Raw genomic sequence first — 21,056 nt, 5'->3', positions numbered from 1 at the left:
GCGCCCAAATAAACCTGTACACCGCCCTTTTTTCTCGTGTCCCCTCTCCGTGTGGTTCTTGCGGCTCGGGCTGTTCTGCGGCTCGGTTTCGGCGGTTTCCGTGGTGGTGCGACGCGGGCGGTCGGAACCGTCCTTTGCCAACCGGTCCTTGCGAATCGGTTGGGGTTCACATCCGGGTTTGCCCGAACGGGGTCGAAACCCGAAGGTTTTCAGGCTTCTACGAGTTGAGGTGCCAAACCGCGTGCGGCGTCGGCTGGACCGGTGCATCGCGGCTCGAGATCGCTATTTCATGGAGGAGAGACATGTGCTTCGGTGACAAGGCCCTCGTACGACGGGGGTTGTGTTTGATGATGAGTTTATGGATGGTGTCGGTGACCGCGATCGCGGCCGACCCCTGCGACGCCCGCCGCTACGTGGAGGGCGATACCTACGCCACCGGTGAAATCGTTCGAAACGGCGACAGCGCCTATCAATGCGATGTGGGTGGCTGGTGTTCGATGCAGGCCGCCTGGGCCTACGAACCCGGAGCCGGGATGTACTGGGAAATGGCCTGGCACCTGGTGGGTCCCTGTTCCGATTCCAACGAACCGCCCCTCGTGTCGCTGACCGCACCCGCCGAGGGCGAGGTGTTCCGGATCGGTGAGAACGTCGTTTTCGAAGTGGACGCGGTCGATCCCGACGGCACGGTTTCGGGGGTGACCTACTACGTGGACGGGCAGGGGATTGGCGAGACCACGACCCCGCCGTTTGCGATGAGCTGGCAAAATCCGAGTCTCGGCGCACACCAGGTCGTGGCCGTGGCCCGCGATGACCGGGGGGCCGAGACCGAATCGGCAGCCGTTTCCTTTTCGGTGATCGAACCCGATGTGCTGAGCGTCCGCATCACGGAGCCAACCGCCGGCGCCCGCTTTACGATCGATAGCCCGGTGGCGGTGACGGCGGTGGTTCACGCGCCCCACGCTCCTGTCGATCGCGTCCACTTTTTGGTCGACGGTGCAGTCTTCGCCACCGATGAAACGGCGCCGTTTCGCCAGTCTTGGACGGCGATGGGCATCGGGGAGCACCTGCTTTCGGCCCGCGTCGAGGCGGGAGATGGCACCAGCGCCGAATCCGATCCGGTGGCGATCAGGGTCAGCTCCACCGACCCACCCGCCGATCCGGGCCGGGTGGTGGTCGGCTACTGGGAGACTTGGGATGCCGTGATTCACGACGCCGGGCACATTCCGCTCAACGATATTCACGAGGGCTACAATGTCTTGAACGTGGCCTTTCCCGTGATTCTGCCCGACGGTACCGCGGTCCTGGAGGACGGCATGGCGCCCGGTGAGGACCCGCCCGAGCCCGAAGAGATCGCCACGGCCCAGGCCGCCGGGCGCAAGGTGTTGCTTTCGATCGGCGGGGCCGCCGCCGGGATGAACCTGACCTCGGCCGCGGTAGTCGACCGGTTCATCGAAACCATCATCCCCATTTTGGCCGACAACGGATACGACGGCATCGACATCGACATCGAATCGGGTCTGGTGGCGGGTCCCTCGTGGAACCAGCTCTCGGCGTCGCAAGAAGGACTGTTGCGGATCATCTTGGAAGTGACCGACCATTTCGGTCCCGACTTCATGCTGACGATGGCACCCGAAACGGCCTACGTGACCGGCGGAACCATCGCCTACGGTGGGCCCTGGGGCGCCTACCTGCCGATCATCGACCGGGTTCGCGACCGGCTCGACTGGATCCAAATGCAGTATTACAACGGCGATATGTTCGGCAGAGACGGCGATTACTACCCGCCCGGCACGGTCGAAGGCATGGTGCGCCAGACCGAGGCCATGGTGGAAGGGTTCCAGGTCGCCGGTGGTCCCGTCTTTCAGGGCCTGGCCCAGGACCAGGTGGTCATCGGTCTGCCGGCCATCACCGGCGCCGGCCGCGGCTACATGACGCCCGCCAAGGTGCGACAAGGATTCGACACCCTGCACGCCCAGTATCCGGGCCTGCGCGGCCTGATGACCTGGTCGGCCAACTGGGACGCTTCCAACGGGTACGAATACGTGCGCAACCACCGGCCCTACCTCGACGGACTGGGCCCGATCCTCTCTACCCGATAGCCCTCATCCCGGTGAGGGGACCCCGAGATGGGACCTCACCGGGATCCTTCGCGGGATTGGGCCAGCCAGGCCCAGCCCGCCTCGATCGTGGCCATGGGCGAGAGCATGTGGTGGTCGAACGGCACCAACGGGCTGTTTTGTCGGAGCTTCTCCGGCCAATCGGGATTGGTCAGGGCCGCGGTACCCAGGGAAATCAGGTCGGCGTGACCTTCCGTCAGAATCCAGCGGGCCATTTCCGGATCATGGAGGCCGCCGTTGGCAATCACGGGCAGGCCGGTTCGGTGCCGAGCCAGGGCCGTCAAGCTGGTGCCGTCGGCCAGCACGGCGGCGTGACGCCAGCCCTTGCCCTCGCTGGCCAGGTGAATGTAGTCCGCGCCCGCGCGTGCGACCGCATCGAAGAGAAGACGGGCATCGTCCGCACCGCCCGGCCAGCGGTAATCGAAGTCGTTGACCTTGCCCTGGGAGAGCCGAATGCCGACGATGAAATCCGGCGAGACGACCTTCTTGACCGCTTCGATAGTTTCGGTGGCCAGCCTCACGCGCTGCTCGAGCGGGCCGCCGTATGCGTCGGATCGGTGGTTGGTGGATGCGCTCAGGAACTGGTCGATCAGATATCCATTTGCCGCGTGGATTTCCACGCCCACGAAGCCCGCCCGTTCGGCGCGAAGCGCACTGTCGGCAAATCCGTCGACGGCTTCCGCGATGTGGTCCTGGGTCATGGCTTTGGGCACCGGCCAGGGGCCACTGCCGCCGTACTCGGGCATCATGCGGCGCAGCGGCTGGATCGCCGAGGGGCCGGCGGGTTCCGGCAAGGTTTGCGACAGGGCTCCGGCGTGCATCAACTGCGCGATCATGTGGCCGCCGTGGCGATGGACCGCGTCGACCACTTTCGCCCAGCCGGCTTCTTGGGCGTCGTTCACCAGGCCTGGCTGGCGGGCATAGCCGATACTGAAACGGGTGTCGGTGTAGGTGCCTTCGCCGATGATCAACCCGAAGCCGCCGCGCGCGAAATCCGCGTAATAGGTGGCCATGTTGGAGGTGGCGACGCCATCGCCGTGCGTGCTGACGCGGCTCATGGGTGCCACGACCGCCCGATTGGGCAGCATCGTGTTTTTGAGACGGAGGGGTTCCAGTGCGGGGTGCTTCATGTGACGGTCTCCATGCGTGGTTGGGGTGCGAGGGGCGGGCAACCGGCCCTCGTCGCCAGGCAGCGCACACCGATTGACGTGCGTGCACGCGGGGGCACCGTGGCCGAAACCATCGAAAGTGCCGGCGGAATCACAGGGATCGGGGTTGATTCGTCCCGACGGCGCGGCGGTATCGAGACCCACCGGTCCTGTCGCTTCTCCGCGATGTGTATGCCCGACAGTCACCAACATACGAGGGCTGCGCCTCGGTGACCAATGATCCTTTTTCATGCGTACCTGAGCCAGATTCACCTGCGGATCGGGCGCTTACCGATCGGCGAACAGGTGGCCCGGGTGTGCCTCCCGGAAGCACTGCGCTTCCCGACAGAGCCATTCCCGAAACGCGACCAAGTGTGGTTTGCCTCGACTGGCGGTCGGGTACACCAGCACGCTGAGGTAGCCATCGAGTCCGAAGCCGAACGGACAGTGCAGCACCCCTTGCTGGAGCAGGTCGATCGCCATCAGGCTGCTGCACAGCGCGATACCGAGCCCCTCGGCGGCGGCCTGAATCGCGTGGCTCTCTTCGCTCAGGACGATGTGGCGTTGCCCCCGTGTGTCGATTGGGCCCCATTGGTCGGCGACCGCTTCCAGCCACCGGCGCCAAGTGGGATTGTCGGGACGCTTGGCGGTCCATTCGAAACTGATGAGCGTGTGATCGGCGAGGTCGCGGACGTGGCTCAGGGGGCGATCTCCCGCGAGTAGCGCCTTGGCGGCCAGTGGAAAGAAGCGATCGCGGAACAGAGGGAAGCAAATCTGATCCTCGGGTGGTCGGCGCGTGTAGCGGACGGCGCAGTCCGCCGTGCCTGGCAGATCGCTGACCGTTTCGGCCGCATGGACATTGACCGAAATGCCCGGGTGGGCTTCGTAGAATCGGGGCAGCCGAGGCAAGAGCCACCGACTGGCGAAGGCGCGGGTCGTGCTGACGGTCAGGGTCTCGTGTGGGCTTTCGGGTCGGAGTGCTGCGACTGCTTGCTCCAATTCGTCCAGGGCGTCCCGAACGCGCGGGAAGAGCCGGGCCCCCGCTTCGGTCAACGTGATGGGCCGCGGCTGGCGACGGAACAGCACGACGCCGAGTTGGTCCTCCAGTTGCCGGATCTGGTGCGAGATCGCGGTGGGGCTGACGGCCAGCTCTCCGGCCGCATTCTGGAACGATTGGTGGCGGGCAGCGGCTTCGAAGGCCCTCAGCCCGTGAAGGGGAAGATCGCGTCTCATGGCGCCATTATAAAAACAGCGAACCGTTCCTGGCGAGGGTTTCGGCCAGCCGGACCGGACCGTACCGAACGCGGAAAACCCGGCCGGGGGAGCACCGCGCCCCGAAGGCCGCCATCCGACAGGTTCTCTGCTTCCCGTTCATCGTGGTATTTCGTCGTCACGACCACTTTGCCTTTGTGTTTATCCTCTCCACGAAGCCGAAGCGCCTGCGGTGTTTCGGCCAGTTTGTAGGGGCCGTCGATGACGGGTGCCATATGCCCGGCTTCGTAGAGTTCGTTGATATAGGCCATACCCTTGTTTGGCTTCAGGGCCACGATATGATCGCTTTCACGTGTTCTCCCATATCGTCCTGCGTTTGCACATATTGGCGCGCGTTGAGCGATTGGCGGGATCTCGCCCGCAAGTGCGGCTGGTGTGGCGTCGGGCCGTCAACCTCCAGGCCGAAGCCCATCTTTCGTTTCCGCCAATCGCGAGCAGGGTCCATCCCCTGCTCAATCGGAAACGATCAACTCAGTGCTGCAATGTGGACAAGTGAGGGTGGTACGGTTTTTTTGAGGGGTACTGACGGGAAAGCACTGGTTACAGTGCTTGCAATGAATAGAATGTTTGCGACAGTAGAGGCATTGATAATTGTAGACCTGGACATCGTCCTTAATGCGTCTGTCCCTAAGTATTTTAAATATATCTAGGAATACCAAGAGGCATCCCGAAAGGGTGTTGGAACCGGTCGCAATATCCCCGAAGAGCCATCCTATTTTTCCGAGAAACATTTTTCTCCCGGCCCCTGGCCTCGAACTTAAATCGTGAACTAGCCCTGTATCTTCACAGTGAGGGCAGATCATCTGGTGAGGTCCGTCGTTTTCGATGGTTCGAACTCCTTTGGAATTTCCATTGAAGGTATCCCAGTATTATCGATGGTTTCTTGGTTGGATGAATGGTTTGGACGAGACCATGGATTATGGATGTGCAAGTCCGAAGATCGTTGTTTCAACAACCAGGAAAGGAAACGTCGCTTTTTTAGGCGAGGTCAGGGAGCTTCGGAGGCCATGAGAATTGCTCCTATCAAAGCGATTCGATCGAAGAGACCCAGCCCCTGGTGGGGATCGGGAACTTCCGAGAAAAAAATCAGAAACCCATGAAGGAAGGAACCCAGGATATGGATCAGGGAGAAGGCGTCTTGGTCTAGCTGAGTGCCGTTTTCGATTAGTCGATTCGTTTTTTTCTGGATTCCTTGCTTCATGGTTTCCTGTTGAATTGACCGAAGGTAGACAATCGCGAAAAATTTCAAGACGCTTTACGCTTTCGGATCGGCCAGCCCGGACTCTAAGAACAAAGTAGCGCATATGGGAGAAGGGGACCTTTTCGAGCTGTCATTCCATTGTCGCATTCTCGTTCCCTCGAGCATGCCGAGTGAGGGTTTCGGTCTTTTCGCAAATGAGTCACCCGTTTGAAACCATCATCTCAAAAGCCCGCGAGTGCTGCAAAAACGATGTTTCTTTTTTCTTACAGGGTCTGTTGGCCGAACTTGACACCACAGGCGCTTTTTCCGGCTGACCTTCATTCGGCTGGCTCGGTATCCGCCGGCTACTCCGCCAGTATTGTTCGCGTTCGGTAAAGGCCCTTCTGAAGGGCTTTGTGGTTAACTATCATGTATTCAGTGTGATACGCGGTTTGGGTGTGAGCTTTTTTTCCCTGCTTGGGCCAGGAGATGGGCCCGGTGGTCGCGATCGTCGTCGGTGCCGTGCTTGGCACGACAGATGCCCTTGTACCTTCCCAGGATCATTCTGGTCCTTTCGAGGATTGGGGTAATCGCAAGATGATCGACACCTGGAGAATGTCATGAATGTACTCGTCTGGTTTTGCCTATGTCTGTCCGGGCCCTGGGCCTCGGAACCCCTTTCCGGCCCGCGTGCCGTGTTGCCGGCTTGGACCCAAACGCACGATGCCGCCTTTGCCGAAATCACTTTCAAACCTGGGATGGCCATCCCCAACCGGTTCACCGCCGGCACCCGCTATGGAATCATCCGCCTGGAGGCAGGCAGTGTCGAAGACTGGCGGCAGGCCGCCTACGAACTCAAACACATGATCACCGTGCTCAAGGCTCGGGCCCCTCGTCTGCAAATCGCCCTGCAAGGGCCACCCGCTTCCCTGGATGCCGTCAACCGCTATGAAATTGCCGGCTACGTGGATGCCTATGCCGGTGACGGCGAACCCTACGTTCCCGAGGCCGACCAAACCGCATCCGTGTGGAAGCGCACGAACGGCGTCGAGGGCGAAGTGCTGGCATCGCTTCTGGATGCGCAGGCAGCGGGGGTGGCCGCGGTCATTTTCGAGGAGCCGGTGGTGAATGCCCGCTTGGCGCAGGTGTTGGGCGTGCTTCAAACCCTGCCGGCCGGGGACCTGGATGTCCAGCCTTCGGTTCAGGGGGTACCCCAACGGAATGCGCACTTCTTTTTGGATGCGGACAAAGGCGATCGATTCTTGTTCCTGCAAACCCAGAAGGGCGATCAAGGGCAACTCACGTTCGGTTTGGATGTGCCCCACACCGCGCGGCTGCTGTTCCCCGAGGACGGCTTCTACGCGTTTCAGCAACGCGGCGGCAGGGGCGAATTGCGCATCGATCCGCAAATCCCCTACTACCTGTTTGCCTTCGAGCCGAAAGAAAAACGACACCTGGAGCGGGTCACCGTGGCCCAACGTGCGAAAATCGATCCCTACGAGGTGGTTGCAGACAACCAGGTGTTTCGGAAATCGGCACTGGATGGCTTTGAATCGATGGTGGCCACCGAGGCGATTCACGTCTTCCCCCTCGCCGCCGATTCCAGCAATTTCACCTGGATCGAGCGGCTCGTGGTGCGCAAGGGCAAGCCGACGGAACACTACGACATCGACCTGCTCATCAACGGGGTTTCCTATCCGCAGAACAAACAACGCGAGGAGTACATCGTGGGGCCGGGCCGGTTCAACGCGAAAGTGCTCGATATCGATCTGGACTTGACCTACGACTACGTCTATCTGGGTGAGGACCAGGTTTCCGGAAGGGCTTGCCACAAAATCGGATTTCGCCCCAAGCAGGGCAGTCGACAGGCCAAGGGCGTGGTGTGGATCGATCGCCAAACCCATGCCCATCTGAAAATGGACGTGACCCTCCTGGACCTGAAACCCCCGTTCAGCACCTTTGAATACACGACCTGGTTCGCCTGGAAGTCCGACGACCGCCACCGCTTTTTCACGGTGGATCGCATCGAAGGCAAGGTGGTCCTGAGCATGATGGGTTTCCAGGAAACCTTTCGCGTCAAGGTGGACATGAGCGACGTTCAATTCAATCGGGAGGACGTGGAGGACATGGTCGCCGACGCCTACCGAAGCGACCTGCGCATCATCCGCGAAACCGATGACGGCCCCCGCTACATGGTCAAACCGGAGCACAAGGCGACGCGGAAACGCCGGGCCAAAACGACTTCCGTGGGGGATACCAATGCCCGCGTCATGATCGAACCGGATGCTTTCGCCTCGCAAAAAGCGCTGGTCGTGGGCGCCCACTACGATTCGAACAGTGGCGATACCTCTCCGCTCGTGTGGTTCGACTACCTGAACCAGGATTTTCTTGACCGGGAATACATCCTCTACGCGGGACCGGGCGTCGTCGCTTTTTCCAATCCCTCTTTGTTCGGGTCCAACAAGATCTTCTCCACTTATTTGGTGGCCTCTCCCGGCGATTCCGACGAAGAATACGAACGGACCGAGCCGATCAAGGAGACCGAGGTGGAGACCACCTTTGGCGGCTTGGGCTTCAGCCTGGCCTCGCCCGTGGGAAAGCACCTGACCCTCAAGGGCACCTACGAAGTGGCCTATCACAGCTTCGACAAGGCCGACGACACCCTGGACGAGTTCGTGCTGCCGGTAGACATGTGGGAGCACAAGCTGCAAGTCGACACGGATGTGCACACACGCTACTTGGCCTTCAACGCGTTCTACAGCCGCACCTGGCGCAGTGACTGGCAGGCCTGGGGATTGAACGGCCAAGAGACGGGCGAAAAAGAGTACAGCCGCATGGGCTTCAGCATGGAAGGCTCCTGGGATCTTTCCCAGGATCGGAATTTGGGTTATTCGGCTACCTGGCTTTCCGGCTCGGACCTGGATCGCTTTTCCCGGCTGGATGTCGGTGAAGCCGACATCTCGGGATTCGGCTCCATCTTCACCTTCGACCGCGCCGCGGTTGCGCATCTCGATTACGCCACCCAAATCGGAGGGGGCCTGCCGATCCACTTCGGTGTGGATGCCGGCCGCCTGTGGTTGCCGGAAACGGGCGATCGGGAAGTGGATTTGGTGGGTGCGAGCCTGGGCCTTCTCTTCAACGGGCCCTGGAAAACGGATATCGGCCTCGAGGTGGGCTACGGCGTGCATTCGTCTCGGGACCTGGGCAAGAACAGCTACACGATTTCCCTGACATTCCACCGCCGCCTGTAAGCGAACCCCACAGGAAGAAGGCGGAACGAACGGGGACACCCATCACTCGACTCGGCGGATTACGGGTGTCCTCATTTCGCTCGTGCTCGTTTCGCCCGTGCTCTTTTCGCCCGCTCATTTTGTTCAAGCGGTGTTCACATGGAAAAAGGGTGTTGACCGACAGGCCAACACCCTTCGCTCATTGCGAGTCAAGGAATCGGTTGAAAGTGCCACATCATTTCAGCCGGAACCGGATCGGCGGCGGGCAGGTTCGACACTTGGAAGGACCGACGTGGTCCATGTATGTAGGATTTACTGGTACAACTCGATTTCACCGACGCCGACGCCGACATTGTTGCTTTGGGAAGAAGCGATGAAGGCGAATTTGTAGGACTTGTAGCTGCCAGGATTGTCGACCACATAGTATTCACCGAAAGAGCCGCAGCTATTGATCGGAAAGGCGTCGCCTTGGTCGATGTCGACGGTATCGATCAGTGTCCAGCTCGTGTTGTCGTTTTTGCCGTACATGTTCCAGGTACCGGGGATATAGGCTTCCCCGTTGCAGTATGCGCGGGACATGCGGTAGTGGGTGACGACCGCGGTGGTTTGAGTATCGAACCCAATCGTGGGCGTCGCATCGGTCGTATGGGAAATCCAGGTGTTCGGGCTGTTGTTGGCGCCGATGACCCCGTCGATGATGGCCCTGGCGGGGTTCGCGTTATAGGCGGAGCTGGCCCAAACGGACTCTTGAACGGTATCGACCTTTACGCCGTTTTCCGGGGGGATTTCCACACCGGGAGCGGTATCGAGCAGAAAATCGCCTTTACCGCCCCAACTGTCATACCAGGTCCCCTGATATTGACCGCCGCCGATATATTCGCCGGCGCCGCGATAGGTGCCGTCGGCAGCATAGGTTTCGAAGGTGATCCGGCTCGCGCCGCCGACGTCCTCGGCGTCTGTCTCGATATTGCCCATGCTGAAAAAGGAAGTAGGTGCCGTTTCGTTCTCAGGGTGGAAGTAGAAATGCTTTTTATTGATCTGACCGGTGACCGATACTTCGTATTCGTTGGTGACCACGCCGTCGAGGGTGTTGTCGCTGGTAAAGTACCAGTTCAGGGTTTCGGCCATTGCCGAGTTGGCAGTAAAAGCGACCGCAATTGCGAAGAAAAACAGGGGATATCTTTTCACAGATCCAAACTCCATGGGTTGAAGGTTTTTTCGCGGCATTCACACCGCAGACACACTTTCAGTCCCTTTTGCTGGAAAAGCCCGCCAGAAAATTTTTGTTTTTTTCTGTTTTTGGGGAAATCGGGGAGCATCATTCGAATGAGAATTCCTTCTCCTCGTGGAATAAACGGGGAAAGAATGGGAATACCAGCCCTTCGCCGTGGAAGATCATAGGGGTCCTGGTGGCATCCGTTCTGGCGGCGTTCGGTTTCGAGAAGGGCGGGTGTCCGGATGTCGCCTCTTGATGCTCCAGACGAATTCGTTTCTGGGCGGCCAACGTCTGAAACGAGTGCTGCATGAAGGTCACCACCGGCTTCGGGGTGGTCGGTTCACTGGGCGAAGGCAACTGGATGCCCAGCCGGGAAAGCTCCAGCAGTTGATCGACCATGCGCTGCAACCGGTTGTCGTTGCGCTCGATCAATTCGAACTTGCACCGGCTGGCTTGGGCGCCGGTCATTTGGATCAATTCGCGGGTCGGGCCGAGAATCTCGGTCGACCCTGTCGCGTGCACGTCCGATTATTCGAAAGGAGCGTCGAATCGAGCTGTGCCAGGGGCCTCATTCCCCAATTCGGTCGCAATTATGATAGGACGAGACGTTTTTTTTCAAGAGATCGGCGCCACACTGTTCCATTCCGTTGCGCGGCGATGTCGGTTCCCCCGGCGCTTTTCGCGCCCGTCTCCGCACCGGCCCGACAACACCTGGTACCTCGGGGGCGACGCATTTGTGGCAATCGATTTATCTTGTGCGATCTTGGGTTTGGCGGTTTCTTGCCAACATCCGCCGCATCCTTGATAACGCCGATTGGCCGGTATCGCCTACATTTTGGGGAACGAAGCGGATGATGGTTTTCCGCGGGCTCCGCACTGAAGTGCCATGGCCAGGTATCGAGCCGGCCGTGATCGATTGCGATTCGGTCGGTGGGTGCGAAGCCGAGAAACCTCATTCACTCCTCTATCCAAAACCGGGCAGTTGCCCGCTTTCCGCACCAGAAGGCAGAAAGCTGGCGACCGGGACACCAGGCGGTCATGACCCTGGCGCTCCCGTCACTTCTGGATCGGTTCGAGACCACCACAGGCCGGGTCATTCCGTGCATTCGTTGGTCGAGAGCCTGAGCGCTCGGTTGGATGGGATCGCTTACTTCGGTACCGAGGCACGGTTTTCCGCCCTCGGGTTCCATCGAGCCCGATTTGGCGGTGTGGCCGGCCTCGACCAACTAAAATCTGTCTGAAAACCATTTTGAGTCCGCGTCGAACCCGTTCGACGCGGCTTTTTTTATGCCCGTGGGCGAAGTTGGCCGCGCGGAGCTGGTGACGCACGGCTCTTGCCGGCGAAGGTCACGACCATGATCAGGGTTGTGCAAAGGCAGCATCCGTAGGGACTCCGGTATCCATGACCCTTCCTGGTTTCGGTACTTCCTGAATTCCCGATTACTCTTTCGGATCCAACCCCATGCATCTACCCGTGGGGCTTTCGGCATCTTACCCGACGGGTGCCGGGCGCGCCTGTTTTCGCCTCATCCGATAGTGCAGATGCAGGCACTGGAAACCCCAGAGCGACATGGTGTGATCCGCCCGCACGATCCCTTCCCCGTCGGCATAAACGTGAATGTGTTCCCGAAAACACCGCAGGAAACGAGCCTTCACCGTGCCGTTGGCGCGATGGACCGTGAAATAAAACCCCGGATCGCCCAGGCCGGATCCTGACGACACCAGAACCAGTGAGCCGTCCGGCTTCACCTCCGGGCGGAGAACCACGATGGCGTTTCCGTTCGGCAATGGGAACACGGTTTTGACACAGGGCCCGGAGGAGTTCCTCGGCTCGACGATGGAGTAGCTGCCGACATAGGTGATTCGCCGGGATTTGACCAGGGTGCGCACCCAGGCGTTGGCTTTCAAGGTGCCGGTGGTGTGTTCCGTGACCTGTAATATTTCACTAGTCATGCCCCAACTCGTGTCGAGAGAGGAGAGCGGCAGGTTGAGTTGCTGCAAACGCCGACTGAACAGGACGGAAACCAAAAAACCGAAAGGCTTGAAAGCCAGCCGCCATTCGGACCAAACGTCCACGTCGTAATCGGCCGTGCGCTCGTAGAACTCCCGAATCGCGGGGTCGACGGCGTCGGCATCGAAAGTGGGACCCGCCAGGGCGGTGAAGCGCGAGAGCAGCCCCTTCCCCGAGGTAAAGCGCGTCACGGCAAAACCTTCGGCCGTCGCCCATTTGTCGAAAAAGTCGAGGCCGATGCCCCGAGTCCTGCCGACGGGCCCTGCCAACCAGGGATCTTCCTTCAGGTTGACGCGGCGACCCGTCACCTGAACCCACTTTTGGGTAAGCCAATCGATCAGGTACCCGCGCCGTTCACCAAGCCACATGCCTACGCTCCTGCCGGACCCCATCGGCCGCTCGAATGATACGCCCACCATTTTTGCCTGAGCACGTCCATGAACGCCATCCCCAATCGTAAGGGCGCAAAACGTCCTCAACCCGTTTCGGGCCAACTTCGGCGGGCAGGCGCAAATCCCTGTTCGGGCTACGGTCTCGGGTTGGAAACCGCCCCGGGCGGTCCGCGACGCCGGGGCGGGGGATCGTGTCCTGGCCGATCGACGTCAGTCGATGTCCAGGCTGAACGGCATGCTGGCGTAGACGCCCTTGGGATCGTTGTAGCGATCCAAGACTTGGCGCGCCTCCATCAAGGTATCCATGCCGCGTGTGACCGGGCCCACCGGCGCGACCGCCTGGCCGTCCAGGCCGAGCTGCTCCAGAATCTTGTCCTGGAGCGACTTGGGATCCTGGTACTCGATCATTTGGTAGTCTTCCACCGCGGCGCGCGACGCCGCCGAGGCGACCGCGTCCCCCAGGCCGCCCAGCTTGTCCACCAGGCCCAGCTCCTTGGCCTGCACGCCCGACCAAACCCGGCCCTGGGCGATCTCATGGACCTGTTCGCGCGCCATGCCGCGCCCGTCGGAGACCCGGTCCAGGAACCCGTCGTAGATGAAATCCACCATTTGCTGCATCACGGCCAGTTCGGCTTCGTTCTTGGGCCGGTAGATCGAGAAGATATCGGCGTGCTGGTTGGTGCGGGCGGTGTCCGCGTGGACACCGTGCTCGTTCATCAGCGATTGAATGTTGGGGAAGATCCCGAATACCCCGATCGAACCGGTGATCGTGTTGGGCTGTGCCCAGATTTCGTGGGCGCGGCTCGAGATCCAGTAGCCACCGGAGGCCGCCACCGAACCCATCGAGATCACCATGGGCTTTTCCTCCTTGATCATTTCCACTTCGCGCAGGATGATCTCGGATGCCTGGGCGCTGCCGCCGGGGCTGTTGACGCGCAGGACTACGGCCTTCACATCTTCGTCTTCGCGGGCGCGGCGCAGCAACCGGGCCACGGTATTGCCACCGGCATCCCGTTCGTTGTTGCCATCGACGATGGTCCCCTCGGCGTAGATCACCGCGATCTTGTGCGGGGCCGTCTTCAGCGATTCGGCAATGGCCTCGTGATATTCGGCGATGTCGATCTTGCCTTCGATTTTCTCGCCTTTGTCGGTGCGGGTCAGGTCGCGCAAGGCATCCAGGACCACGTCGTAATGGGCCGCTTCGTCCATCAGCTTCTGTTCCACCGCACCGTTCCCCAGGATGAAGCCTTCGCCCGCCGACAGTTCATCCAGGACGGCGGGTTCGATACCACGGGTTTCGGCCACCTCGGCTTTGCAGGTCGTAAAGAGGTCGTTCAGAAGCCGTTCGATCTGCTCGCGGTTCTCGTCGCTCATGCCCTTGCGGGTGAATGGCTCCACCGCCGATTTGTATTTGCCGACCCGGGTGACCTGAACGTCGACCCCGTATTTCTCGAAGGCTTCCCCGTAAAACAGCAGCTCGGCGGCGAACCCGTTCATTTCGAGCAGGCCGAAGGGGTTGATGTACATCTTTTTGGCCGCGCTGGCGATGTAGTAGGTGCGCTCGTTGTAATTCTCGTTGTAGGCGATGACGGGCTTGCCGGAGTCGCGGAACCGCAGCAGCGCGGCGCGAACTTCCCGCATCGTGGCCCAGCCGCTGGCGCGATTCACGGCGTTGACCCCGCCGGTGATGTAGATGCCTTTCACGCGATCGTCGGTCGCGGCATGGTCGATGGCCTCCAGGACCGTCCGCAGGGGAATCGTTTCGACGTCGCGACCCCTGATCGTGTCGCGCACCTTGGCACCGAGGTCGCCGGACTGTGGTTTGTCGCCGATGGGGGTCTGGAGATCCAGTACCAGCAATGCGTCGTCGTGTACTTCTGGGCCGCCGCCGCCCGAAGAGAGGACCGCGGCGAGCGTCAGGGCGCAGAGCGCCGCAAGGAGGGTGAGTGCCAGAAAAACGGCGAGCATCTGTTTGAAGAACTGTTTCATGAGCTACCTCGCATGTTGAACTTCATTCCCGCGTGACCTAGCCAGGAGCTGTCGGGACCTGTTGGGGCTGTGTACGCTTGACGTGGGGATGAGTTGAGTGGGACGCGACATCCGGCCGCGGCGATGACGGCACCAAATACGTGGGGGGTGCCGGATCGGCCCTCAGATGGGTGGGTGTCGAGCGATGTTTTCTTCACCCTAGCAAGGATTTGCCGAATTGACGACCGTTTCGATGGGCGAAGCCGGGGTCGGGGTGCAAGTCCCGGTCGCGCTTGAGGTTCCGTGTCGCGCGGCCTGGCGCTGGGTCAATCGGTACCAAAACCATCCTATTTTCGCGCGGACAGCGAATGATTGCGCGAAAAGGAGGGGGAGGGCGGCCCGACGGGGAGTGCGGAGGCTGTCCGTCCGGAAACCGGACGTTCTCGATATGGTCCTTCTGGATCGCCGAACCACCCATGTGAACCGGTCGCGGGTGTCGAAGGAAGGGGGTCCGTTAATTGTCGAAAAGCAAGGGTCTTGCTGGTTCCCGCGAGCCGATGTCGTGCCCGTCCGGCCAAATCGGGTCGGGAGTGGCAGCCGCACCCTGCCAGGATGGGCGCCAACTGGCCGACTTTTGCTGCGCGGGATTATCTAAACCGGTGTAAAATAAAGCGCACATCCCCCTGACAGGAGAATTTTTCCCATGACCGTTCATCGCCGGTGTCTGTTCGTGATCCTATGGTCTTTTCTTGTCGCCATGCCCGCAATTTCTCAGGAAGAGGAGACGGCTTCCGATATTCCGGAAATCACCGAGTACGTGGAAACGGTGGTCACCTCGCGGAAACGCGAAGAGAAAGTGCAAAAAGTACCGATTGCCATCACTACCTTTTCCAAAAAGGAAATCGAAGATGCAGGGATTGACACGGTTCATGATTTCGTCGGGTTGACTTCCAACATGTCCATCATCGACGCCCAAAACCCGGGTAACTATACCTTGACCGTTCGCGGCATCACCAAGGTACGCAACGGCGATGCACCGGTCGCGGTCATGATCGACGGTGTCTACCAGGCCAGCCCCAACGCCCTGACGCGCGATCTCTACGATATCGAGCGCATCGAGGTGTTGAAGGGGCCGCAGGGGGCTCTTTACGGCCGCAACGCGTTGGGCGGCGTGATCTCGATCATCACGAGGGAGCCGACCTACGAACGGGAAGGCTACGTACACGCCAACGTGGGTGACGGCGCCCAGAAGGGCCTGTCCTTCGGATTCAGCGGCCCCTTGTCCGAACGGGCTTTCTACCGCGTGTCGGGTTCCTACCAGGATCGCGACGGCTGGATCGACAGTGCCACCCTCGAGGACGAAATCGATCCCCGCCGCGACGAGAGCCTGGCCGCCAAGTTGATGTTCATACCCAATGACGCCCTGGACATCAGCATCAACCTGAGTGCCACCGACACCGAGGACGGCGGTCCCTATTACCTGTCCTTGGCCGACGATCTGGCCGACACCGAACCGGGCGACCCCTTTCCCAACCTGGTACCGCTCGGCGAACGCGAGGTTCGCGACGCCTCGATCAAAATGGACTACCAAAGCGAAGCGGGCACTTTCACCGCCGTCGTGGCCCACAGCCAGTTGGACGAGTTCTTCTCGGCCGATTTCGACTTCTCCTCGGTGAACATCTTGAAAGCGGAGGAGACCCTCGAATTCGACGCCACCAGTCTCGAGTTGCGCTTCACCTCGCCCGACGATCGGCGTTTCACCTGGATCGCCGGTGCCTTCTATCAGGACTGGGAACGCAGTGTCGACACCATCATCAGCATCGATTTCGATCAGGACACCAATTTCGACGCCCAGATCCCGCTTCTGGAAGACAACGACAACAATTCCTCGGCCGGTTTCGCCCAGTTCGCCTATGACGTACGCGACAACTTCGAGGTGGGGGTCGCCTTCCGCTACGACCGCGACGAGCGCGAGCAGACCAACGTGTCCACCGGGCTGGTGCGCTCGGACACTTTCGACGCGTTCCAGAGCAAGCTCTCCCTGACCTGGTACCCCGACGACCGCACCATGGCCTATTTTTCGGCGGCGGACGGCTTCCGCAGCGGCGGCTTCAACGCGCCCGGTACCGCGGCCTTTCCGGACCAGTACGACGAAGAGATCACCCGCACCTTCGAACTCGGTTTCAAGTTGGATCGCATGGACCGTCGGCTGGTGCTGAACGGCGCCGTCTTCTTCACCGAGTTCGAGGATCAGCAGGTCTTCGTCTTCGACGTGCCGGCCGGTCAATCGGGCATCTTCAACATCGACGAGTCCACCATTCAGGGAGCCGAGCTGGAGCTTCGCGCCAAACCGGCGGAATCGCTCGAGTTGCTTGCATCGGTAGGCCTCACCGATACGGAGATCGACAGCCTCGGTCACACGAGCCCGTTTTTCGATTTGATCGAAGGACCGGTGGAGGGGAACAAGACCCCGAACGCCCCCGAACACAGCTTCAATCTGGCCCTGCGCCACCAGTTCCCGGTCGGTGAGAACCTGAGTTTTGTCAGCCGTGTCGATTACGAGCGGTTGGGCAAGCTCTACTGGCACGTGGACAATCACGACCAGCGCAGCGCCCAAAACCTGTTGGACGCCCGCATCGGCGTGCGCGCCGAATCCTGGTCGGTGACGGCCTTCATCGAAAACGCCACCGACGAGCGCTACTTCGAAGAGTTTTTCGCGAACGAATTCACGGGTGCCGCCACCGACATCGGCTACCCCTCGCGGCCGCGCTCGTTCGGGATCGAAGCGCGCAAGCGCTTCTGAGCTTCACGGCTGGGGTCGTCGTCGCGAAAGCACGGCGGCCCTTTCGGCGGGAGGAAGCATGGACTCCCTGGATTTTGCCTGGCTGACCGCCGACCACTGGTCGGCCTTCGAGCGGCTCTTCGGGGCTCGCGGCGCTTGCGAGGGGTGTTGGTGCATGTACCACCGGCTGTTGGCGGCCGAATACAAACCCAACCGCGGTGAAAACAATCGCGCCGCGATGATGGCCCTGGTCGAACGGGGCGCCCAACCCGGCATTCTCGGTTTTCACGAAGGCCAGGCCGTGGGATGGGTGTCGGTTTCACCGCGCGAGGCCTTCCCGCGTCTGGACAAATCGCGGGTGGCGAAGCCTTTCGACGATCAGGCCGTATGGTCGGTGACCTGTTTGTTCGTGGCCAAGGAGATGCGTCGCAAGGGGGTCAGCGTGGCGTTGCTGCGCGCCGCGATCGGGTTCGTGAAGGCGCGGGGCGGTCGCATCCTCGAGGGATACCCGATCATTCCCAAAAAGGACTCGGTGCCGCCGGTCTTCGCCTTTCCCGGACTGATCTCTGCGTTCCATGCTGCGGGGTTCCGGACCTGCGCACAACGGTCGGAAACCCGGGCGCTGGTTCGCTACGATTTGGTTTGAGGGTTTCGCCAGAGCCCTACTTTCTGCCAGAGCCCTGCTTCCCATGTAGGCCGGGTATTTTTCACCGCCGAGTTCTCGCGGTCCAGGGAGCCTATGTGCGGCCCCCAAACCTTCCGTGAGCTGACCGAACCGGTCGTTATTCCGGGTTTCGACGGATTCAGGCGACAAATGGGAGTTATGTCACAAAGGGGGACTGGAGCTCGGTGGTCGCGCAAGATTTTCCGCGCAACAATGTTCTCTTTTTCATGGCGTGATCCGATCCATGCGCCACCCCGTCGTCGGCGATCGCTCGTTCGGTGACCATGCTCTCATACCGAATCCCCCCCGCCTGACGACGACCTCGACCTCGCTCCGTTTCCCGTTCGGTTCCCTTCGTTCCCCGACCTGTATCGCATAGATCGTGACACATTTCCGCGATGGAGGAATGGACTATGAACCCACACCAACTGGCGGTCTTCGCCAGAGCAGCCAGACAATCGTATCTCCCCAAATTCGACATGTTGAACCTCTACCTGGAACATGCCAAACACAGCGATTGCGGTCGCATCGCCCGAATCTACGACCTCATCAGGCAACGACACAACTTCATGGGCCTCAACCTGCACTGCAATCCCTATCTCACCTGGAACGAGTGACCGAATGCGACCGTCGGTCGAGACAGCGACTCCCTCTTGAAACTTACCCGCTTGGAGTCTCCGGATGCCAAGAGATTCGTCGTGCCCAGTAGGTACATCCGCTGGATGTACCTTTCGAAGGGACTCATGTGAGGAGTTCCCGCATGCTTCGAGGGTCGGCACTGAAGGAGGTTGGGCAGGGCCGGTAAGGCCGCTGGCCCGACACTTCGAAGCAGCCCAGGCTTCGCAGGATCAAGTGGTAAAAGAGCGAAGCAGAAAAGTCGGGCCTCTAGATCTCTCCATGATCGGTTTTGATCCATTCTAGGTCGCTTCGATTGGTGGAGCAAGCTGCTCCACCTACAGGCTTTATCTCTCTTACGCGCATGCGGGCTCAACGGCCTGACTCGCTTCGATCAGTTTCTGACCTGAAACCCAGTGGTCGGTTTGCCGGTGGCTCAGAAAGATCTAGGCTCGCAGCACGAAAGGAACGCCCACCACCCGGGTCGCTTTTAGCGGGGCTGCGCTGTGGCCTGGCGGAACGCGAAGAAAAGCTCGCGTGCGATGCGGCGACTACAGGCGCGGTAGGTCGCCAGTGCTTCCGGGGTGCCGTCCGAAACCTTGGGGTCCTGGTATTCCAAGGCAATGCGCGTCTCGGCGCCGGCCACGAACGGGCAGGATTCGTCGGCCTGGGTGCAGGTCATCACTGCGCAAAAGCCTTCGCGGGGGTTGGTGTCGGCGTCGAATCGCTTGGAGAAGAGCGTCAGGTCATGGGCACGCCCCGGAATGGTCACCGCGTAGCGCGGGTTTTCCGAATCCGTCGTGCGTTCGATGGCGACGCCCAGCGAACGCAAAGCGGCGACGGCGTTGGGGTGGAAGGCCGTGACCTCGGTCCCGCCCGAATGGGCCGTCAATTGGGGGATGCCGAAGTGGGAAGCCGCGATTTGGGCCCATACTTGCGCCATTTGGCTTCGCCGCGAGTTGTGGGTGCAAATGAAGACCAGCACCGTCGGCCGGGCGGCGGCGATGTTCCCGCGCAGGTAGGCGGCGAGGTCGGTTAACTTGGCGCGGCGGTCCGCGTCCAGGTCCAAGGGTTCGTTCGTCAGGTCGCGAATGAATCGGTCGAGTTCGAGCTGGTCCTGCATGTTTCCTCTTTGGCCTCGAGGCACAAAACGCGCCGGAGATTCCCGGCGCGTCTCGTTTTTCGATTCAAAGGGTCGCGATCGATCCGAATCTCAGAGAAGATCCTTGACGACTTCGCGCTCCTGCTTGAGTTCCTCTTGCGTCTTGGCAAGTTTTTCCTGGGCGAAGTCGTTGTGGGCCAGGCCCTGAACGATTTCGTAGGAACCGTCTTCCTTGGTGCGCAGCGGGAAGCTGAAGATCAGGCCTTCTTCCACGCCGTAGGAACCGTCGCTGGGCACGGCCGCGCTGAACCAGTTGCCGTCTTCGGTGGGGCGCGTGAAGTTCTTGACGTGGTCGAGCGCCGCGTTGGCCGCGGAGGCCGCCGAAGACTTGCCGCGGGCCGAGATGATCGCCGCACCGCGCTTCTGGACGGTGGTGATGAATTCGCCCTGCAACCATTCGTGGTCGGTGATCACGTCGGTCGCCTTCTTGCCGCCGATGGTGGCGTTGAAGAAGTCGGGGTATTGCGTGGCGGAGTGGTTGCCCCAGATGGTCATGTTGCGAACCTGGCTGATGTCCACGCCGGCCTTGGCGGCCAACTGGTAGCGAGCCCGGTTTTCGTCGAGCATGGTCATGGCGCTGAAGCGGTTGAAGGGCACGTCGCCGGCGTTTTTAGCCGCGATGAGCGCATTGGTGTTGCAGGGGTTGCCTACGACGACACAGCGCATGTCCGCGGCGCCGCGCTGCAGGGCTTTGCCTTGGCCGGTAAAGATCGGTCCGTTCTCGCTGATCAAGTCCTTGCGTTCCATGCCGGGCCCACGGGGCTTGGCGCCGACCAGGATCGCCCAGTTCACGCCGTCGAAGCCCGCCTGTGCGTCGGAATTGATTTCGATTCCGGCCAGGGTTTCGAAGGCGCAGTCTTGCAGCTCCATGGCGAGGCCTTCGAGCGCTTTGACGGCCTGGGGAATTTCCAACAGACTGAGAACCACCTTGGTATCCGGGCCGAAAAGCTCACCGGATGCGATGCGAAACACCAGGCTGTAGCCGATCTGACCACCAGCGCCGGTGACCGCAACTTTTACCGTATTGGACATGATGACTCCTGTAATTGTTAATCTCAATGGTCGATTTGGCCATCGCCGGCGCGCGATTCGGAGGAGGGGCCTCGGAGCGGAACGCGTCACCCGAGCGTGACGATGGAGCATACCGATTGTCAAACGCGCCTATTATAGATCAGCGTCGGGATTCCGTGGGGTCGCCATTTGGATCTAAATGAAAGTTCCGGGACCGGGATGGCTCGGGCGAGCGTTGCCCCCGGTTCGGGGTTGGGCTATGATGTGGCCCATGCAAAACACCCTCAC

14 protein-coding genes are annotated in these 21,056 nt (G+C 60.7%); 5 read left to right on the top strand and 9 right to left on the bottom strand.

Translation table 11 applies throughout. The annotated features are described in order from the left end of the window. Positions 1-347: 347 nt before the first annotated feature. Positions 348-2,099, top strand: a complete 1,752-nt coding sequence (locus J3U87_RS32190) for an Ig-like domain-containing protein (RefSeq protein WP_237379912.1) — start codon at positions 348-350, stop codon at positions 2,097-2,099. A 35-nt stretch (positions 2,100-2,134) separates the two neighbouring features. Here J3U87_RS32190 and J3U87_RS32185 read toward each other — a convergent pair whose 3' ends face one another. The 3 genes from J3U87_RS32185 to J3U87_RS32175 form a co-directional block, all read right to left on the bottom strand. Then, complete coding sequence (locus J3U87_RS32185; RefSeq protein ID WP_237379911.1) at positions 2,135-3,247, bottom strand: oxidoreductase; 1,113 nt, start codon at positions 3,245-3,247, stop codon at positions 2,135-2,137. A gap of 306 nt (positions 3,248-3,553) precedes the next feature. Next, positions 3,554-4,498: a LysR substrate-binding domain-containing protein gene (locus J3U87_RS32180; protein WP_237379910.1), complete on the bottom strand. Its 945-nt coding sequence runs from the start codon at positions 4,496-4,498 to the stop codon at positions 3,554-3,556. Further along, positions 4,495-4,863 carry a zinc-binding dehydrogenase gene (locus tag J3U87_RS32175; RefSeq protein ID WP_337249581.1) on the bottom strand — a complete coding sequence of 123 codons (369 nt, stop codon included), beginning with the start codon at positions 4,861-4,863 and terminating at the stop codon, positions 4,495-4,497. Before J3U87_RS32175 ends, J3U87_RS32180 begins: the two co-directional genes overlap by 4 nt. 1,474 nt (positions 4,864-6,337) lie before the next feature. On the opposite strand from J3U87_RS32175, the gene J3U87_RS32170 reads away from it, so the two are divergent. Next, the gene (locus J3U87_RS32170) at positions 6,338-8,968 is read left to right on the top strand and encodes a sigma-E factor regulatory protein RseB domain-containing protein (protein WP_237379908.1); all 2,631 of its coding nucleotides are present in this window, start codon (positions 6,338-6,340) and stop codon (positions 8,966-8,968) included. A gap of 291 nt (positions 8,969-9,259) precedes the next feature. Here J3U87_RS32170 and J3U87_RS32165 read toward each other — a convergent pair whose 3' ends face one another. From J3U87_RS32165 to sppA, 4 genes are all read right to left on the bottom strand, one after another. Beyond that, positions 9,260-10,135 (bottom strand): hypothetical protein, encoded by an 876-nt coding sequence (locus tag J3U87_RS32165; RefSeq protein ID WP_237379907.1) that lies wholly within the window; start codon positions 10,133-10,135, stop codon positions 9,260-9,262. A 130-nt stretch (positions 10,136-10,265) separates the two neighbouring features. Further along, a complete protein-coding gene (locus tag J3U87_RS32160) occupies positions 10,266-10,595 on the bottom strand; it encodes a hypothetical protein (RefSeq protein WP_237379906.1) in 330 nt (109 codons plus the stop codon). A 1,059-nt stretch (positions 10,596-11,654) separates the two neighbouring features. After that, positions 11,655-12,542, bottom strand: coding sequence for a hypothetical protein (locus J3U87_RS32155; protein WP_237379905.1), 888 nt, complete (start codon positions 12,540-12,542; stop codon positions 11,655-11,657). A gap of 234 nt (positions 12,543-12,776) precedes the next feature. Then, complete coding sequence (gene sppA, locus J3U87_RS32150) at positions 12,777-14,555, bottom strand: signal peptide peptidase SppA (protein ID WP_237379904.1); 1,779 nt, start codon at positions 14,553-14,555, stop codon at positions 12,777-12,779. Between the two features lie 682 nt (positions 14,556-15,237). Here sppA and J3U87_RS32145 point away from each other — a divergent pair. The 3 genes from J3U87_RS32145 (at position 15,238) to J3U87_RS32135 (ending at position 18,597) form a co-directional block, all read left to right on the top strand. Further along, entirely contained in the window at positions 15,238-17,337 is a 2,100-nt protein-coding gene (locus J3U87_RS32145) for a TonB-dependent receptor (RefSeq protein WP_237379903.1), read from the top strand. A 58-nt stretch (positions 17,338-17,395) separates the two neighbouring features. Then, positions 17,396-17,962: a GNAT family N-acetyltransferase gene (locus J3U87_RS32140; RefSeq protein WP_237379902.1), complete on the top strand. Its 567-nt coding sequence runs from the start codon at positions 17,396-17,398 to the stop codon at positions 17,960-17,962. Between the two features lie 431 nt (positions 17,963-18,393). Beyond that, the gene (locus J3U87_RS32135; RefSeq protein ID WP_237379901.1) at positions 18,394-18,597 is read left to right on the top strand and encodes a hypothetical protein; all 204 of its coding nucleotides are present in this window, start codon (positions 18,394-18,396) and stop codon (positions 18,595-18,597) included. 488 nt (positions 18,598-19,085) lie between these two features. Here J3U87_RS32135 and J3U87_RS32130 read toward each other — a convergent pair whose 3' ends face one another. Both J3U87_RS32130 and J3U87_RS32125 read right to left on the bottom strand, forming a co-directional pair. Further along, positions 19,086-19,718: an arsenate reductase/protein-tyrosine-phosphatase family protein gene (locus J3U87_RS32130; RefSeq protein ID WP_237379900.1), complete on the bottom strand. Its 633-nt coding sequence runs from the start codon at positions 19,716-19,718 to the stop codon at positions 19,086-19,088. A 90-nt stretch (positions 19,719-19,808) separates the two neighbouring features. After that, positions 19,809-20,789 (bottom strand): malate dehydrogenase, encoded by a 981-nt coding sequence (locus tag J3U87_RS32125; protein ID WP_237379899.1) that lies wholly within the window; start codon positions 20,787-20,789, stop codon positions 19,809-19,811. Positions 20,790-21,056: the final 267 nt, after the last annotated feature.

The organism is Sulfidibacter corallicola, assembly GCF_017498545.1.
In the GTDB taxonomy this organism is placed as follows: domain Bacteria; phylum Acidobacteriota; class Holophagae; order Acanthopleuribacterales; family Acanthopleuribacteraceae; genus Sulfidibacter; species Sulfidibacter corallicola.
Note: the sequence above shows the minus strand (reverse complement) of the source record. Positions and strands in the feature narration are given on the sequence as shown.

What these genes read in the sequence shown, in the direction of transcription:
- J3U87_RS32145 (WP_237379903.1), top strand. Translation starts at nt 15,238, where the DNA reads ATGACCGTTCATCGCCGGTGTCTGTTCGTGATCCTATGGTCTTTTCTT.
- J3U87_RS32135 (WP_237379901.1), top strand. Translation starts at nt 18,394, where the DNA reads ATGAACCCACACCAACTGGCGGTCTTCGCCAGAGCAGCCAGACAATCG.
- J3U87_RS32190 (WP_237379912.1), top strand. Translation starts at nt 348, where the DNA reads ATGATGAGTTTATGGATGGTGTCGGTGACCGCGATCGCGGCCGACCCC.
- J3U87_RS32155 (WP_237379905.1), bottom strand. Translation starts at nt 12,542, where the DNA reads ATGTGGCTTGGTGAACGGCGCGGGTACCTGATCGATTGGCTTACCCAA.
- J3U87_RS32180 (WP_237379910.1), bottom strand. Translation starts at nt 4,498, where the DNA reads ATGAGACGCGATCTTCCCCTTCACGGGCTGAGGGCCTTCGAAGCCGCT.
- J3U87_RS32185 (WP_237379911.1), bottom strand. Translation starts at nt 3,247, where the DNA reads ATGAAGCACCCCGCACTGGAACCCCTCCGTCTCAAAAACACGATGCTG.
- J3U87_RS32125 (WP_237379899.1), bottom strand. Translation starts at nt 20,789, where the DNA reads ATGTCCAATACGGTAAAAGTTGCGGTCACCGGCGCTGGTGGTCAGATC.
- J3U87_RS32130 (WP_237379900.1), bottom strand. Translation starts at nt 19,718, where the DNA reads ATGCAGGACCAGCTCGAACTCGACCGATTCATTCGCGACCTGACGAAC.
- sppA (WP_237379904.1), bottom strand. Translation starts at nt 14,555, where the DNA reads ATGAAACAGTTCTTCAAACAGATGCTCGCCGTTTTTCTGGCACTCACC.
- J3U87_RS32170 (WP_237379908.1), top strand. Translation starts at nt 6,338, where the DNA reads ATGAATGTACTCGTCTGGTTTTGCCTATGTCTGTCCGGGCCCTGGGCC.
- J3U87_RS32140 (WP_237379902.1), top strand. Translation starts at nt 17,396, where the DNA reads ATGGACTCCCTGGATTTTGCCTGGCTGACCGCCGACCACTGGTCGGCC.